Raw genomic sequence first — 18,373 nt, 5'->3', positions numbered from 1 at the left:
GTGGTACTTGAGTAGAAAACGGGTTTAACCCGTTATCGCGGTGATGAGCCGGGGGTGGGGTCATCGGCTTGCTCACTTGCTCGGCAGAGGTCCAGGTGTCGGCGAAAGACAAAGTGCAGAAGGATGCTCCGGTTGAGGTTCAGGCGCGTCTGGTGGGGGTTCTCGCGCAACGGTTGGGGCTCGATGTGCGCAAGATCGATGTGCGCGAGCGCTTCAGCCGGTACGGGCTTGACTCACTGAAGGCCACGGGCTTCATCGTTGAACTCGGAACGATGCTCGGGCGTTCGTTGTCACCCACGCTCGTTTGGGAGTACCCGACCCTTGATTCCCTGGCGCGGCACCTCGCCGGAGAGCAGGAGGCTCCCGCCTCGCAGCCCGTGACCCGTGTGGCCCGGCAAGACGAGCCCATCGCGATTGTCGGCCTGTCGTGCCGCTTTCCGCAGGCACCGGATCCCGAGGCCTTCTGGCGCCTGCTCGCGGGAGGGACCCATGCCATCACAGAGGTCCCCCCCGACCGGTGGGATGTCAACCGTCTTTACGATCTCGACGCCACCGCAGCCGGCAAGGTGACCTCCCGCTGGGGGGGATACCTGGACCGGGTGGATGCGTTCGATCCGCTCTTCTTCGGCATCTCGCCCAAGGAGGCGCTCCACATGGATCCGCAACAGCGGCTCATGTTGGAGCTGACCTGGGAGGCGCTGGAGGATGCAGGGATCGCTGCGGATCGCCTGCAGGGCTCGCCTACGGCGGTCTGCTTTGGGGTGATCTGGACGGATTACGAGACCCTGTTGCAGCGGCTTGGCTTGCGGCGCATCTCTTCGCACACTGCGCCAGGGTTTCATCACAGCATCATTGCCAACCGCGTCTCCTATGTGCTGGGGCTCCGGGGCCCCAGCATGGCCATCGACACGGCCTGCTCCTCCTCGCTCTCGGCGGTGCATCTGGCCTGCGAGAGCCTGCGCACGGGCGAGTCGACGCTCGCCATCGTGGGGGGCGTGAACTTGAACATCGCGCCCGACAGCACGGTGTCAATGTCCAAGCTGGGGGCCCTCTCACCGGATGGGCGCTGCTATAGCTTCGATGCACGCGCTAACGGGTACGTGCGTGGCGAGGGGGCGGGCGTGGCTGTGCTCAAGCCCCTCTCCCAGGCCATCTCGGATGGCGATCCCATCTACTGCGTCATCCGCAGCAGCGTCATCAACAACAACGGTGGAAGCAACGGCCTCACGGCGCCCAACCTCCAGGCGCAGGCGGAGATGCTTCGCCAGGCCTATGCGCGCGCCGGCATCGAACCGGCCAGCGTGCAGTACGTCGAGGCGCATGGCACGGGCACACCGCTGGGGGATCCCCTGGAGGCCCGGGCCTTGGGCGAGGTGCTCGGCGCAGGGCGGCCCTCCGAGCAGCCGCTGCACATCGGTTCCTGCAAGACCAACGTGGGTCATCTGGAGGCCGCCGCAGGCATTGCGGGGCTGATCAAGGTCGCGCTGTCCATCAAGAACCGGGCGCTCCCGCCAAGCCTCCACTTCGAGACGCCCAATCCGCTCATCCCCTTTGGGGACCTGCGTCTGAAGGTCCAGAGCACCCTCAGTGACTGGCCCGAGCCAGACCGGAAGCTCATCGGGGGCGTCAGCTCCTTCGGATTCGGTGGCACGAACTGCCATGTCGTGCTCGAGGAGCCGGACGCGCCCCGGGCGGAGCTCGTGCACGTGTCGGGCGGCGATCCAGAGGCCCTTCGCGCGGCGGCACAGCGGCTGCTCGCGCGCGTGGATTCCGTCGAACACGTGCCCCTGGCGGAGCTTCTCCGCGAGGCCACCGCTGAAGACGGTGGGCACGCCCATCGCCTGGCGATGACCGTCCGGTCTCGGAAGGAGCTTCGGGAGGGCCTCAAGAGCTTCCTGGCAGGTGAGGCCAGGGCGGGGGTGATGACGGGAACGGTGGAGTCCGGGCACCCTCAGAAGCCGGTCTTCGTCTTCCCGGGACAGGGCTCGCAGTGGCCCAGCATGGGGCTTGCCCTGGCGCGAACCGAGCCAGTGTTCCGGGCTTCATTGGAGCAGTGCGACCGGCTCATTCAAGAGAACGTGGGCTGGTCGCTGTTGGCCATATTGGGGGCCGATGACGCTGCGGCGCAGCTGGGCCGGATCGACGTCACCCTGACCGCGGTCGTGGCCCTGGAGATCGCCTTGACGGAGCTCTGGCGCTCCTGGGGAATCGAGCCCGCTGCTGTGGTGGGTTACAGCAGCGGTGAGGTCGCGGCGGCGTACGCCGCGGGCATTCTGAGCCTTGAGGACGCCCTCCGCGTTGTCTGCACGCAGTCGCGGCTGATGGCCCGGCTCAGGGGCCAGGGCGCGATGGGGCTCGTCGGGATCTCCTGGGAAGAGTCCGCCAAGGTGCTGGCGGGCTACGAGGGCCGTCTGTGCCGCGCCATCGATGCGGGCGCGGGTTCGACGGTGTTGTCCGGCGAGCCAGCCGCGCTCGACGAGGTGCTCGCCACCTTGCAGTCACGAGGCGTGTTCTGCCGCCGGGTGGATACCGACGTGGCGGTGCACAGCCCTCAGATCGAAGTGCTGCGTGACGAACTTTCCGAGGCTCTGCGGGAGATTCGCCCCAGCCAGGCACGCATTCCCATTATCTCCACGGTCACCGCTTCGGTGCTCGCGGGGGGGGATGCCGATGCCTCCCACTGGGTGAACAACATCGCGATGCCCACGCTCTTTACGGGCGCGCTCTCCCACACCCTCGGCGACGGACATCGCGTCTTCTTGGAGGTCGGCCCGCACACGATTCTCAAACATTCCATGGAGTCGACCCTGCGGCACACAGGGCAGGAGGGGCTCGTTGTCCCCTCGATGAGGCGGCAGGAGGACGAGCGGGGCACGATGCTCGACACCCTGGGGGCCCTGTATGTCCGTGGCCAGCAGGTCCCGTGGGAGGCGATTTCCACGGGAGGGGGAGACCGTGGAGCGCGTCCTGCGCCGGGTGAGGAGCCGCCGGTGCGGCTGTTGCCCCTGTCGGCCCGCAGCCCCGAGGCGCTAAAGGCGCTGGCTGCGGCTTGCCGTGACTTCTTGGAGGGCGGTGCGGCCCAGGGAGTAGCGCTCGAGGACATCACCTACACGGCTGGAGTGCGGCGGAGCCATCACTCCCATCGTTTGTCGGTGGTGGGTAGCTCGCGGCGGGAGATCGCCGAGGCGCTGGATGCCTTCGCGCGGGGCGAAGTCCGTCCCGGCGTGAGCCAGGGCAGGGTGAGCCTCGAGGGACGGGCCAAGGTGGCCTTCGTCTTCCCGGGACAGGGCTCACAGTGGCTCGGCATGGGGTGCCAGCTCCTGCGCGAGGAGCCTGTGTTCCGGGCAAAGATCGAGGCCTGCGAGCGGGCGATGCGGGCCCATGTGGACTGGTCCCTCACGGCGGAGCTCCGCGCGGACGAGCAGCACTCGCGCCTGCAAGAGATCGACGTCGTGCAGCCGGTGCTGTTCGCGATGCAGGTGGCGCTGGCGGAGATGTGGCGCTCGTGGGGGATTGCGCCCGATGCGGTGGTGGGCCACAGCATGGGCGAGGTGGCCGCCGCGCACGTGGCGGGCGCACTGAGCCTGGAGGACGCGGTCAGGATCATCTGCCGCCGCAGTCTCCTCCTACGCCGCATGAGCGGGCAGGGGGCGATGGCCGTGGTGGAGCTTGGCCTGGAGCAGGCCCGCGAAGTGCTGGCTGGCTATGAGACGCGGCTCTCCATCGGTGTGAGCAACAGCGCTCGCTCGACGGTGCTCTCGGGTGACACCGGCGCCTTGGAAGAGGTGCTGGCGCGGCTTGAGGGGCAGGGGGTGTTCTGCCGCCGGGTCAAGGTGAACGTCGCCTCTCACAGTCCGCAGATGGACCCGCTGAAGGATGACCTCCTGCGCGTGCTGGAGGGGATTTCCCCCGTGAGCGCGGCGGTTCCCATCTACTCCACGGTCACGGGGCAGACGAGCGACGGGGGCGGCTTCTCTCCGTCTTACTGGGTCAGCAACCTGCGCGAGCCCGTGCTGTTCCATGGCGCCGTCGAGCAGCTCTTGGAAGACGGCTACAGTGTGCTCCTCGAGGTGAGCCCGCATCCCGTGTTGCTGGCCCCCATCGAGGAGACGCTGCGCGAGTCGAAGCGGGAGGGGCTGGTGCTCGCGTCGCTGCGGCGGCAGGCGCAGGAGCGGCGGAGCCTGCTGGAGTCGCTCGCGGCGATGTACGCGTGGGGCTGCTCCGTCGACTGGACGCCGCTGCACCCCTCGGGAGGGCGTGTGGTCGCGCTGCCCAAGTACCCGTGGCAGCGGGAGCGGTACTGGCTCCTGGATGAGGCGCAGGCGGATCCGCAGCAGGCGAGCGCCGCGCGCGAGGGCAGGGCAGGACATCCTTTCCTGGGAAGTTCGCTCTCCTCGTCCTTGCAGCCCGGTACTCATTTCTGGGAACGGGCCGTGAGCACGGAGGCGTTCCCGTATCTCTCCGACCACTGTGTGTGGGGGGAGGCCGTCTTCCCAGGGGCAGGGTACGTGGAGATGGCCCTCTCCGCCGGGGCGGAGGTGCTGGGGGAGGCAGGGCTCGTGCTTGAGAATGTCTCGATCAGCGAGATGCTCGCGCTCAAGCCCGGAGCAGTGAGGCGCGTGCAGATGGTGCTGAGCGAGGAGGGGGCGGGCCGTGCCTCCTTCCAGATCTCCAGCCGTGCCGAGGGAGACAACACCTGGCGCAAGCACGCGGCGGGGAGCCTGCACCGGGAGGAGCGCGCGGCCCTGGCGCTCTCCGCAGAGCCGCCCGAGTTGCTGCGGGAGCGCCTGGACGTGGAGATTTCCTCCGAGGCGCACTACCGGAGCAGACAGGAGCAGGGCCTCATGTACGGCCCCGCGTTCCAGGCGCTGCGGCAGCTCTGGCGGAGCGAGCGAGAGGGGTTGGGGCGTCTGGAGCTTTCCGCCGAGGTGTCTTCCGAGAGCGGAGAGTACCGGCTTCATCCCGCGCTGTTGGATGCGAGCCTTCAGGTCGCGGTGGAGCTGATCGCCCCGAAGGAAGGCAAGCCGGCAAAGGCGGAGACCTATGTGCCGGTGGGGCTCGGCCGGATACGGCTCTTCCAGCGGCCCGGGCGTGCGGCCTGGGTGTGGGTGAAGGCCAGCGGCGACGGATCCGCGAGTGAGCGGGAGCGCACCTTCGACGTCCGGCTCCTGGATGACCAGGGCCACGTGCTGATGGAGCTCGAGGAGCTGCGCCTCTACAGGCTCGAGGCGGGCGCCGCGGTGCGCAAGGAGCTTGGTGAGTGGATCTACCAGGTGGGCTGGGAGGCGCAGCCCCTGGCGGCAGAGCTGCCGTGGCCTGCGCGCTCACCGGGCAGCTGGTTGATTTTCAGCGATAGCGGTGGCGTGGGTCAGCGGCTCTCCGCGTTGCTGCGGGCGCGTGGCGAAACCTGCGTGCTCGTTTCCCCGGCGGAGAAGTACCGGTTCTCGGGTCCTGGGAGCGCGGAGGTGGATCCTCGGAACGCGGATCATCTGCGCCGGTTGTTCGGGGACGCGCTGGGCGCAGGGGCGCCTCCCTGCCGCGGGGTGGTTCACCTGTGGAGCCTCGATTGCGCTTCGAATGACGCGCTCACGCCGCCGGCGCTGGAGGCCTCGCGGCGTCTCGGTTCCACCAGCGTGCTGCACCTCGTGCAGGCGCTCTCCCGGGCTGGCTGGAGAGATCCCCCCCGGCTCTGGCTGACCACGCGCGGCGCGCGCTCCGTCGGCAAGGAGCCAGAGCGGGTCAACGTGGCACAGGCTCCGCTCTGGGGATTGGGGCAGGTGCTGGCCCTGGAGCAGCCTGAGCTGAGCTGCACCCGCGTGGATCTCGAGGGAGGCGCGGAGGCCTGCGCCGAAGCGCTGCTGAAGGAACTGTCGTCCAAGGCGTTCGAAGACCAAATCGCCTGGCGCGGTGGCAAGCGGCATGTGGCTCGGCTGTCACGGGCGGCGGATGTGCTGGCCGCCAGGGATCCGGCGGCGATCCTCCGCGCCGATGGCACCTACCTCATCACGGGTGGGCTCGGCGGCTTGGGCCTTGAGGTTGCACGCTGGCTGGTTTCGCATGGGGCGCGCCACCTGCTCCTGCTGGGGCGCCGTGCCCCCTCTGCGGAGGCCGAGCACACGCTCGCGGAGCTGCGTCAGGCGGGCGCCCAGGTGGAGCCCTTCCAGGCCGATGTCGCGAGCTCGGACGATGTGGCGCGAGCGCTGGCCCGGGTGGGCGAGTCCATGCCGCCGCTGCGCGGCGTGTTCCACGCGGCGGGTCTCCTCGAGGACGGCTTGTTGCTCAACCTCACGGAGGAGCGCTTTGCCGCAGTGATGGCGCCCAAGGTCTCGGGCACCTGGAACCTGCACACCCAGACGCGCCATCTGCCGCTGGATCTCTTCGTGCTCTTCTCCAGTGTGGCCGCCTCGTTGGGTATACCGGGCCAGGCGAACTACTCCGCGGCCAACGCGTTCATGGATGCGCTGGCCCATGCGCGCCGGGCGGAGGGCCTGCCCGCACTGAGCATCAACTGGGGTACTTGGACGAGCGTCGGCCTCGCGGCGGCGCAGGCCAATCGTGGAGAGCGCCTTGAGGCGCGCGGCCTGCGGGGCATGGCACCGGACAAGGCCCTGATGGCGCTCGGCATGCTGCTGGGACAGGGCCGGCCGCAGGTGAGCGTGATGTCGTTCGAGCCGAGGCAATGGCTGGGGTTCTATCTGGCCGCGGCACAATCGCCCTTCTTCACGCGTCTGGCTCAAGAGCAGGCAGGCAAGCCCTCCGTGGCCCCGGGCCAGAGCCGGATCCGCGAGCAGCTCGAGGCTGCCCGTGGCTCCGAGCGCCGCGCCCTGCTCGAGCAACACCTGCGCGCGCTGATTGGCGGGGTGCTGAGGATGGAGCCGGCGCGTATCGAGCCCCGCGTCCCACTGGGGAGCCTCGGTCTCGATTCGCTGATGGGCATGGAGATCCGCAACCGCCTGGAGGCGGCCTTGGGTCTGAAGCTCAGCGCGACGGTGGTTTGGACCTATCCAACCCTTGCCGCGCTCACACCGTACTTGGCAGAGAAGATGGAGCTTCCGCTCGAGGACAAGGGCAGTGAGCTTCGGATTGCCGCAGTGCCGTCGCCAGCACCGCTGAGCGTCGCGCCGGGCAGTGAAATCGACGAGATGTCAGAAGAAGAAGTCGAGCGGCTGTTCGCTCAAAAGGTGGCTCAAGGAAAATGACGAGTTTCGCCGAGAAGATCGCGCAGTATTCCCCCAAGCGGCTCGCGCTCCTTGCGATGGAGCTCAAGTCCCGGCTCGATGCGGTGGAGGGGACACGTTCGGAGCCAATAGCGATCATCGGGATGGGGTGCCGCTTCCCCGGAGGGGGGAATGATCCAGAGTCGTACTGGAACCTCCTGTGCAACGGTGTGGATGCTGTCACCGAGGTGCCTTCCTCGCGGTGGACTCGTGAGGACATGGCGCGGATGGACCCCGAGGCCCTGGAGAAGCTGGGGGCGCGGTGGGGGGCTTTCATCAACAAGGTGGACCAGTTCGACGCGGACTTCTTCGGGATTTCGCCGCACGAGGCGCACCGGATGGATCCGCAGCAGCGCATCCTGCTCGAGGTGGCATGGGAGGCGCTGGAGCGCGCTGGGCAGGACATGACGCAGCTCGCGGGCAGCCGCACGGGCGTGTTCGTGGGGCTGTACAGCGACGACTACGCGTTGCTGCAGATGGGCAATCCCTCCGCCCGGGATTCGAGCAGCGTGACAGGGGCACTCAACTGTGTGGTGCCGGGGCGCCTGTCCTACCTCCTGGACCTCCAAGGGCCCTGCCTGGCGGTGGACACCGCGTGCTCATCGTCACTGGTGGCGCTGCACCTGGCGTCCCAGAGCCTCCGGAACCAGGAGTGCTCGATGGCGCTGGCGTGCGGGGTCAACCTCATCCTCTCGCCGCTCTCGTCGAGCAGGGTGTCGCGGGCGCAGGCGCTCGCGCCGGATGGGCGTTGCAAGACCTTCGATGCGCGCGCCAATGGCTTCGTGCGTGGCGAGGGCTGCGGCGTCGTCGTGCTCAAGCGCCTGTCCGACGCGATCGCGGCGGGGGATCCCATCCTGGCGCTCGTGCGGGGCTCGGCCGTCAATCAGGACGGGAAGTCAGCGGGGCTGACCGCGCCCAACGTGCTCGCTCAGCAGGCGCTCATCCGTCAGGCGCTGCAGAGCGCGGGCCTCGAGCCTTCCGAGGTCGACTGTATCGAGGCACACGGGACCGGGACCTCGCTGGGAGACCCCATCGAGATGGAGGCGCTCCATGAGGTCTACGGCAGCGGGCGTTCCGCACAGCAAGCGCTGGTCGTGGGCGCGGCGAAGACCAACATCGGCCACCTTGAGTCCGCCGCGGGAATCGCGGGCATCATCAAGATGGTCCTTTCCATGCAGCACCAGGCCGTCCCCCCGGTCGCGCATTTCCAGCGGCTCAACCCGCGGATCGATTTTGGCGGCGAGTCCATCACCATCCCGACGGCACTCCACCCCTGGCCAGCGCGGGAGGAGCGGAAGCGCCGTGGCGCGGTCAGCTCGTTTGGGATCAGCGGGACGAACGCGCATGTGATTCTCGAGGAGCCGCCTTCGGTTCAGGCGGCGCCGGTCACCCACGCGCCGGGTGCGCACCTGCTGCCGCTGTCGGCACGCTCGCCCTCCGCGCTTCAGGAGCTGGCCCAGAAGTACGCGGAGTACCTTGTGTCGTCGCCGGAAGTGCCGCTCCGGGAGGTTTGCTACACGGCGGCGCTGCGGCGGACGCACCATGAGTACCGCCTGGCTGTCGCGGGCGAGTCCCCGGCCGCCGTTGCCGAGAAGCTCCGGGAGTTCGCCGCCGGAGGGCCCGCTCCGGCCGTGAAGGGGGCGGACGGGCAGCGCAAGGTGGTCTTCGTGTTCCCGGGTCAGGGCTCGCAGTGGCTCGGCATGGGACGGCAGCTCCTCGAGCAGGAGCCGGCCTTTCGTGAAGCCATCGAGCGCATCGATGAGGCCATGCGCCCCCACGTGACGTGGCGGCTGCTCGACGTGCTCCGGGCGCCGTCCGAGGCGTCGCGGTTCAATGAGATCGATGTCGTGCAGCCGGTCCTGTTCGCCATGGCCGTGGCGCTCTCGGCGCTCTGGCGCTTGTGGGGCATCGAGCCCGACGCGGTGGTGGGGCACAGCATGGGAGAGGTGGCTGCGGCGCACGTGGCGGGCGCGCTCAGCCTGGAGGATGCGGCGGCTGTCATCTGCCTCAGGAGCCGGCTGCTCAAGCGCATCAGCGGCCAGGGCGCGATGCTGGCGGCGGAGCTGTCCCTGGCGGAGGCGCGGAAGGCCGTCGCGGGGCGCGAGGATCGCGTCGCGATCGCGGTGAACAACAGTCCGACCTCGACGGTGCTGTCCGGAGATGCCGCGGCGCTCGAGGAGATCCGCGCCTCGCTCGAGGCTCGCAATGTGTTCTGCCGCTGGGTGAAGGTCGACGTGGCCTCGCACAGCCCACAGGTCGACCCACTGCGTGCGGACCTGCTGTCCGTGCTCTCGGCGGTGCGGCCGCGGCCTGCCTCCGTGCCCATCGTCTCGACCGTGACCGGCGCTCCCTGTGACGGTTCCGGCTACGATGCCGCGTACTGGGTTCGCAACCTGCGCGATCCGGTGCTCTTCTCCACAGCCGTGCTCGAGCTGGCCCAGGGCGGGCACACGGTGTTCATGGAGATGAGCCCGCACCCGATCCTGTTGCCCGCTGTCGAGCGGTGCGTGCAGCACGCGGGCCGCGAGGGCGTGACGATTTCCTCCATGCGGCGCGAGGAATCCGAGCGGGCAGTGATGCTGGAGTCCTTCGGCGCCCTGTACCGCGCGGCTTATCCCGTGGAATGGAAGCGGCTCTTCCCGGAGAACGGGCGAATGGTCCCGCTGCCGACGTATCCCTGGCAGCACAAGCGGTTCTGGATCGATGTGGCGGCATCGGCCGTCCTCCCTGTCGCCGAGCACGTGACGTCCCTGCGTGGCCGTCCGGTGAGCGTCGCGCACGGAGTCGAAGGTCAGATCTTCGAGATGGAGCTGGGCAGTACCTCCCTGCCATGGCTCGGCGCGCATCGGCTGGGGGGCGTCGCCGTCGTCCCGGCCTCGGCGTTGGTCGAGCTCGGGCTGAGCGCGGCGGCCGAGGCGCTGGGAACAGGGGCGCGTCAGATCTCGGACGTGGAGTTCGAGCGCGCGCTGGTGTTGACGGAGGCAGAGCGGCGCCTTGTGCAAGTGCACCTCTCTCTGGCCGCTGGTGGGCAGCACGTGTTCCACATCCACAGCCGCGCTGCGGGTGGAGTGTCGTCTGAAGCGGGATGGGTGCGGCACTGCAAGGGTCAGCTCCGGGCTGTGGGCGCGCCTTCGGGAACCCCTGAGGCTGTCGACGCGGTGCGCTCGCGTTGCACGCAGCAAGTGCTGGGGCCTGCTGTTTACGAGGAACTCGAGCGTTGCAACGTCCAGTACGAGGCTCCGCTGCGGACGCTCGGCGAGGTCTGGAGGCGGCCGGGTGAGGCGCTCGGACTCCTCGCGCTCGGACCCGAGCTGGTTCAGGAATCGGCGCGCTACCAGCTCCACCCGGCGTTCTTGGATGCGGGGCTTCAGACCCTGGCGATCGCGCTTGCTGCGGAGCAGGGGGAGGCTGCGCTGTTCATGCCTCTGAGCATCGAGTCGCTCGAGTGTGTTCAAGGCCGTGCCGGCGTCAAGTGGGCCCATGTGTCCATCGCTCCCGCGACCCGCCCGGAGGACCGGGTGGGCACGCTGGAGTTGCTGGATGGAGAGGGCCGCCGGGTGGCCGTGGCGCGCGGTGTGCGGCTGCGGCGCGTGGCGGCCGAGCGGCTCCTCGAGGTGCTGGGAGAGGCCCGTTCGCAGGATTGGTTCCATGACGTGTCGTGGGAGCCCAGGCCCGTGGGTGCGGCCCAGCCGGGGCCCGCGGACTGGCTTGTGTTTCTCGACCGGGGTGGGTGGGGGACAGCGCTGGTGGAGGAGATTGGCCGTCAGGGCCACCCGTGCGTCACCGTGATGGCGGGGGAGATCTTCCAGCGGCTGGACGCGCGGCGCTTCGCGGTGAATCCGAAGCGGCCGGAGGACATGGAGCGCCTGCTGCGCGAGCTGCCGGCGCTGCCGGCCGGGCATGAGGGCCGCGCCGTCTACCTGTGGGGCCTCGATGCGGTGCTCGACGAGCAGACGGGCACGCCAGAGTCCTCCGTGGCCGCGCTGCATTTGGTGAAGGCACTCATGGGCTCACCTGGCCGCGCGCGGCTCTGGGTGGTGACCCGGGGCGCCCAGGTGACGGGCGTGGGGGCCGAGCGGGTGTCGTTGGCCCAGGCGCCGCTGTGGGGCATGGGCCGGAGTGTGTCTCTGGAGCAGCCGGGCGTGTGGGGAGGCCTCATTGACTTGGATCCGAGCGGGGCTCCCGGGGAGACCGCTGAGGTGCTTCGCGAGATCTCCGCGTTCGGCGGGGATGGTGAAGATCAGCTCGCGCTTCGCGAGAAGCGTCCCCTGGTGCCTCGCATCACCCGCGCACGGGTGAACGCGCCTGCGGAGCCGCTGCGCTTGCGCCCGGATGCGGCCTACCTCGTGACGGGTGGGCTGGGAGGACTGGGCCTGAAGGTGGCGAAGTGGCTGGTGGAGCGGGGCGCGCGGCACCTCGTGCTGCTGGGCCGGAGTGGAGCCTCCGGCGCCGGGGATGCGGCTTCGGCGCGGCGCCGCGAGGGGATCGAGTCGCTTCGGGCACTCGGCGCGTCTGTCACCACGCTGGCCGCCGACGTGGCGGATCGCGAGAAGATGGCGGCGCTCTTGCGTGAGACAGCCGGGACGCTTCCCCCGTTGCGAGGGGTGATCCACGCCGCTGCGCTGCTGACGGAGAGCCGCTTGGAGGACCTGGACCTTGCGGCGATGACGGCGATGATGCGCCCCAAGGTGCTCGGCACCTGGGTGCTTCACGAGTTGACGCGCGAGTTCGAGCTCGACTTCTTCGTGATGTTCTCGTCGACGTCGACCCTGTGGGGTGCCTCTGGGTTGGCACACTACGCGGCGGGCAACCAGTTCCTGGAGGCACTCGCGCACCACCGCAGGGCCATGGGGCTGCCCGCGGCCACCATCCACTGGGGAACGTGGGACGAGATCGGCGGCGAGCGGGCTGACAGCGAGCGAGGCTTCGCGCGCTTCGGACTGAATCCCATGTCCTCGGAGCGGGCGCTCGATGCGATGGGCCAGGTCCTGCAGGCGGGAGTGAGCCACAAGACGGTCGCGTCCGTGAACTGGACGGTGTTGAAGCCGATCTGGGAGGCGCGGCGGAGCCGGCCCTTCCTGCGGAATGTGGGCGAGTCCTCGCCGATGCTGGGCGCGGCGTCCTCGCGGGCACGGCTGCTCACGGAGCTGAAGGCGCTTCCGCCCGCCCGCCGCTTCGACACGCTGGTGCAGCGTATCCAGAGCGAGGTGGGGCGGATTCTCGGGTTCTCCTCCACCGAGTTGCCCTCCACGGAGCGGGGGTTCTTCCAGATGGGCATGACCTCGCAAATGTCCGTGGAGTTGCGCAATACGCTGCAGCGGGGCCTTGAGAAGGAGCTGCCCGCGAGCGTCGCGTTCGATCACCCCACGGTCATCGCGTTGGCAAAGCGCTTGGCCTCAAGTGTTACCGCGGTGGAGATCCCACTGCCCACCGTGGCAGTGGCTCAAGAGCCGCGGCCACAAGCCGCGCAGGCGGATGCCGACGGTCTCGCCGAGCGCCTGTCGCAAGTGACAGAACTGTCCGACGAAGAGGTCGAGCGGTTGATTGCACAAAAGCTGAGCTGAATCGGATACGACCGCAATGAGTAAGGAATTCTACGAGAAGATCGCGAGCCTGCCTCCCAAGAGGCTCGTGCTGCTGGCCCTTGATCTGCACGCGGAGAGCGAGGCGCTCAAGCGCACGCGTTCGGAGCCCATTGCCATCGTCGGCACGTCCTGCCGCGTACCGGGCGGTGCGCGGACTCCAGAGGCGTTCTGGCGGCTGCTGTACGAGGGCGTGGACGCGATCACCGAGGTGCCGCGTGAGCGGTGGGACGCGGAGGCGCTGTACGATCCCGATCCCAACAAGAAGGGCCGCACGTACGCGCGCTGGGGAGGGTTCATCGACGGCGTGGATCACTTCGATGCCGCCTTCTTCGGTGTCTCCCCTCGGGAGGCCTCACGGATGGATCCCCAGCAGCGGCTGCTGCTCGAGGTCGCCTGGGAGGCGCTGGAGCGCGCGGGTCAGCCGCCCGATCAGCTCGCCGGGAGCCGGACGGGTGTGTTCCTCGGCATCATCGGAAGCGACTACGCGCAGCTTCAGGCGCGGCAGCTGGGAGAGGCCCCCGACATCTACCATTTGACGGGAACCTCGCTGAACGCTGCCGCCGGCCGGCTCTCCTACACGCTCGGTCTTCAGGGACCGTGCATGTCCATCGATACGGCCTGCTCCTCGTCGCTGGTGGCGCTCCATGTGGCGTGCCAGAGCCTGCGCAACCGCGAGTGTGACTTGGCGCTCTCCGCAGGCGTCAACCTCATGCTGATGCCGGACGCGACGATCGCGCTCTCCAGCAGCCGGGGGCTCTCGCCCGATGGGCGCTGCAAGACCTTTGATGCCTCCGCCAATGGCTTCGTGCGCGCCGAGGGATGTGTCGTCCTCGTGCTCAAGCGGCTCTCGGATGCGCTGGCCAGTGGCGATGAGATCCTCTCGCTCATTGCTGGCTCGGCGGTGAACCAGGACGGCGCCAGCAGCGGACTCATGGTGCCCAACGGTCCCGCGCAAGAGCGGGTCATCGAGCAGGCGCTGGCGAGCGGTGGGCTCAAGCCCTCGCAGATCTCTTTCGTCGAGGCACACGGGACGGGAACCTCGCTGGGCGATCCCATCGAGTTGCAAGCGCTGGCGCGCGTGCTGGGGGCGGGGAGGAGCGCGGAATCACCGCTCTTCGTGGGCTCGGTCAAGACGAACGTGGGGCACCTGGAGGCGACGGCCGGCCTCACGGGCGTGCTGAAGGTGGCGCTCTCGCTGCGCAATGAGGCGATTCCTCCGAACCTGCATTTCAAGCGTCTCAACCCGGACATCGTTCTCGAAGGCGCGCCCGTGGTCGTCCCGACCGAGCCGCGCCCGTGGCCGCGCGCTGAGCAGCCGCGCCTGGCGGGGGTGAGTGCGTTCGGCATCAGCGGAACCAACGCACACGTCATTCTGCAAGAGCCGCCCGTACCGGCTCCCCAGCCCGCGGTACCTCAGCGGGGCGCGGAGTTGCTCGTGCTCTCGGCGCGCAGTCCCGAAGCACTCCGGGCGATGGCCGGGAGTCATGCGCGCTGGTTCGCCGATCATCCGGACGTGGCGCTCCGCGAGGTTTGTGCCACGGCGGCCTTGTCGCGTTCCCATCACGATCACCGCCTCGCGCTTGCGGGCCTCTCGTCCGCCGAGTTCGTGGAGAAGCTGGAGGCATTTTCGCGCGGAGAGGCAGTCCCAGGGGCGGCCACCGGGCGCAGATCAGGGCAGGCCCGCCGCCGGGTGGTTTTCGTGTTCCCCGGCCAGGGCTCGCAGTGGCTGGGCATGGGCCGGAAGCTGATCGAGGAGGAGCCGTCGTTCCGCGCCGCGCTGGAGCGGTGTGACGAGGCCATTCGGGCCTGCGTGGACTTTAGCGTCCTCGGGGAGCTCGCGGCCGATGAGGGCCGTGGCCGTCTCCGCGAGATCGACGTCATCCAACCCGTGCTCTTCGCCATGGAGGTGGCGCTGGCGGAGATGTGGCGCGCGTGGGGCATCGAGCCGGACGCGGTGGTGGGGCACAGCATGGGCGAGGTGGCCGCGGCGCACGTGGCCGGCACGCTGAGCCTCGAAGACGCGGCGAGGATCATCTGCCGCCGGAGCCGGTTGCTGCGCGGCGTGAGTGGCCAGGGCTCCATGCTCCTGGTGGACCTGACGATGGAGGAGGCGAAGCAGGCCCTGCGGGGCTTCGAGGATCGCGTCTCCGTCGCGGTGAGCAACAGCGTGCGGTCCACCGTTCTCTCGGGCGCACCTGCTGCCATCGAGGAAATCTCCAACCGCCTCAAGCAGCGGGATGTCTTCTGCCGCTTCGTCAAGGTGGACGTCGCGTCGCACAGTCCACAGATGGACCCGCTGCGGGCGGAGCTGCTCGCGGCCCTTCAGGGCATCGCGCCGCGCGCGGCCCGCGTCCCCATCTGCTCGACGGTGACGGGGGCGGTGACGGATGGCGCATCGTTCGGAGTCAACTACTGGGCCGATAACCTGCGGGAGCCGGTGTTGTTCTCGAAGGCGATTGAGCGGCTCGCGGTCGAGGGGCATGACATCTTCATCGAGCTGAGCCCGCACCCCATCCTCCTGCCCGCCGTCGAGCAACACTTGCGGCACCTCGGGCGCGAGGGCACGGTGCTGCCGTCGCTCAGGCGCGATGAGGACGAACGGGGCTCGATGCTGTCCTCATGGGGGACCCTGTACGCGGTGGGTCACGAGGTGGACCTTCAGCGCCAGCACCCGGTGCGTGGACGGCGGGTGGCGCTGCCCACCTACCCATGGCAGCACGAGCGCTTCTGGGTCGAGGCGCCCACGCGCTCACGCCGTACCCGGGAAGCCGGGCATCACCCGTTGTTGGGGACCCACGTGGCGCTGGCTGGGCAGGAGGGGTCACACCTGTGGCAGACGGAACTCTTCGCGGACAGTCCAGCGTATCTGGGGGACCACGTTGTTCACGGTGAGGTCGTTCTCCCCGGTACCGCGTACCTCGAGATGGCGCTCGCGGGGGCGGCGGAGGCGTTGGGGCCTGCACGCCATGCGCTCGAGGACGTGATCTTCCAGGAGATGATGGTGCTGCCCCGCGAGGAGCCACTCCCGGTGCAGATGAGCTTCGTTCCGGACGAAAAGGGTGCGAAGCGCTTCCGGATCTTCAGCCGCCCAGCGGGAGAAGATGGAGGCTGGACGCTGCACGCCGAGGGGCGGATCCGCGAAGGCGCCAAGGCGGAAGCCTTCGCGCTTGAGGAGGCGCGGGGGCGGTGCACGGAGCACATGGACGGTGAGACGCACTATCAGCTCATGCAGGAGCGAGGCGTCGACTTCGGCCCGAGCTTCCGCTTGCTGAAGGAGATGTGGAAGGGGTCAGGAGAGGCGGTTGCCCGCCTTGAGTTGCCCTCCTCGGTCGCCTCGGAGATGGCGGCCCATCAGCTTCACCCGGCGCTGCTGGATGCCTGCTTCCAGGTCATCAATGGGGCGGGGTTGGGCGAGCGGCGGGGCGAGACGTTCGTTCCGGTGGCGGTCGAGAACCTCCGTACCCACGGGCGCCCGGGCCGTGAGCTGTGGGGACACGCCCGCGTCCGGCCCGGCACGAGCAGTGGAGCGGGCTCGGTCGAGGCGGATGTGACCTTGCTGGACGGGGAAGGCCGCGTCCTGATGGAGGCCAGGGGCCTGATGTGCCGCCGTCTGGATGCGGTGCGGCGGCGCTCTGCGGACGAGATCGACAAGTGGATGTACCTGGTCGATTGGCAGGAAGCGCCGCGTGAGGACGTTGCACCCTCCCCGGCGTCCACGCCTGGCGCGTGGCTCGTGCTCGCGGATCGCCAGGGCTTCGGTAAGAAGCTGCAGGCGGCGCTGCGCGAGCGCGGCGAGCAGTGTGTCGTGGTTTCCCAGGGCGAGGAGTCTCGCCTTGTCGAGCCCGGGCACTACGTAGTTGATCCGTCGCGGACGGAAGGGTTCGCGCGGATTCTCGAAGCCGAGTTCGGTTCCGGGCGGCCTGCATGCCGCGGCGTCGTGCACCTCTTCAGCCTGGATGCGCCTCGGCCCGAGGAGGGGCCGGAGGCATTGGCGCGGGCACGGTCGCTCGGGGCGGGGAGTGCGCTCCACCTCACGCAGGCCCTCGTGGCTTCCGGCTTCCGGGACATGCCCCGGGTGTGGCTGGTGACGGAAGGTGTCCAGGCCGTCAAACCCGCGGAGCGGGTGGCCCACGTGGAGCAGGCCCCGATCTGGGGAATCGGTCGGGTGCTCTCGCTGGAACATCCCGAGTTCCGTTGCTGCAGCGTGGACCTTGGGGCCCTCGACGAGGCTCAGGCGCGCGTGCTTGTCGATGAACTCCTCTCGTCGACCCTGGAGGAGCAGGTCGCGCTTCGGGGCGCAGCCAGGTTCGTGGCGCGGTTGTCGCGCATGGAGCGCAGCAAGGCCGCACCCGCGGAGCTTCGTGCCGATGGCACCTACCTGATTACCGGTGGTCTCGGTGGCTTGGGCCTGAAGCTCGCGGAGTGGTTGGTCGCGCGCGGCGCCCGCCACATCGCCCTGCTGGGCCGCGGAGGCGGATCGGCAGAAGCAGCGCAGGCCATTGACGCGTTGCGCGCGGCTGGCGCCGAGGTCCGGGTGTGCAAGGCCGACGTGGCGGTGCGTGCGGATCTCGAACGGGTATTCGGGGAGCTCGCGGCCGGGATGCCTCCGCTCCGGGGCGTCTTTCATGCGGCGGCGGTCCTCGATGACGGCGTGCTAGCGAACCTCACCTCCGAGCGCCTGCGCACCGTGATGGAGCCCAAGATCCATGGCGCATGGAACCTGCATGAGCTGACGGCGGCGGCGCCGCTCGACTTCTTCGTGCTCTTCGCGGCGGCGGGCTCGCTCCTGGGCTCTCCGGGACAAGGCAACTACGCGGCAGCCAACGTTTTCCTCGATGCACTGGCATCGTACCGGCGGGGCCTGGGTTTGCCCGCGTTGAGCGTCGACTGGGGTTCCTGGGCTGGGGTGGGGCTGGCAGCTGCGGCGGAGTCCCGCGGCGAACGTATCGCGCAGCGGGGCGTGGACAGCATGCAGCCGGCGCAAGCCCTCGAGGCGCTGGGCAGGGTACTGGAGAGCCCCCACGCGCGTGTGGTGGTGATGCGCTTCGAACTGCGGCAGTGGCGCGAGTTCTACCTCACGGCGGCGCAGTCGCCGTTCCTGTCCAGGCTCGCTCGCGAGCAGGCCAGTAGCGGGGGAAGCCCGGCGAATCGAGGGGCTTTCGTGGAAACACTCCGGGCGGCGGAGAGACCGAAGCGGGCGCAGTTGCTGGAGGCCCACCTGTGTGAGCAGGTCGGTCACGTGCTCCGGCTGGCCCCTTCGCGGATCGATCCCCAGCAGCCGCTGGGCAGCCTGGGATTGGACTCCCTGATGGGGCTGGAGATCCGCAACCGGCTCGAAGCCAGCCTGGGGCTGCGGCTCCCGGCGACGCTGGTGTGGCGCTACCCGACCGTGGCGGCGCTCATCGAGCACCTGGCCGAACAACTTCAACTTCCCATCACGAACAAGGCCGAGCAGCCCCTGGATGAGGCAGCAGCGCTCGAGGCCGTGATCGTCAACAACGTCAAGCAGCTCTCGGACGAAGAGGCCGAGGCGCTCCTCGCGGAGAAGCTCGCCGCGCTGGCTGATTAAGA

The 18,373-nt window shown here is 69.0% G+C and carries 3 protein-coding genes; all 3 read left to right on the top strand.

The window, feature by feature from the left end; translation table 11 throughout:
• Positions 1-152: 152 nt before the first annotated feature.
• The 3 genes from KY661_RS20595 to KY661_RS20585 are packed head-to-tail and all read left to right on the top strand — an operon-like array spanning position 153 to position 18,371.
• Positions 153-7,199 (top strand): type I polyketide synthase, encoded by a 7,047-nt coding sequence (locus tag KY661_RS20595; protein WP_317987289.1) that lies wholly within the window; start codon positions 153-155, stop codon positions 7,197-7,199.
• Positions 7,196-12,781: a type I polyketide synthase gene (locus tag KY661_RS20590; protein WP_225411836.1), complete on the top strand. Its 5,586-nt coding sequence runs from the start codon at positions 7,196-7,198 to the stop codon at positions 12,779-12,781. The genes KY661_RS20595 and KY661_RS20590 overlap by 4 nt, the downstream gene beginning before the upstream one ends.
• A 16-nt stretch (positions 12,782-12,797) precedes the next feature.
• Entirely contained in the window at positions 12,798-18,371 is a 5,574-nt protein-coding gene (locus KY661_RS20585; RefSeq protein ID WP_225411835.1) for a type I polyketide synthase, read from the top strand.
• Positions 18,372-18,373 lie beyond the last annotated feature (2 nt).

The sequence above is a fragment of the Allostigmatella hybrida genome (assembly GCF_020103775.1).
Classification (GTDB): domain Bacteria; phylum Myxococcota; class Myxococcia; order Myxococcales; family Myxococcaceae; genus Hyalangium; species Hyalangium aurantiaca.
This window is presented reverse-complemented; position numbering and strand designations above follow the sequence as displayed.

Coding starts and splice junctions, on each gene's coding strand:
- KY661_RS20590 (WP_225411836.1), top strand. CDS start 7,196: ATGACGAGTTTCGCCGAGAAGATCGCGCAGTATTCCCCCAAGCGGCTC.
- KY661_RS20585 (WP_225411835.1), top strand. CDS start 12,798: ATGAGTAAGGAATTCTACGAGAAGATCGCGAGCCTGCCTCCCAAGAGG.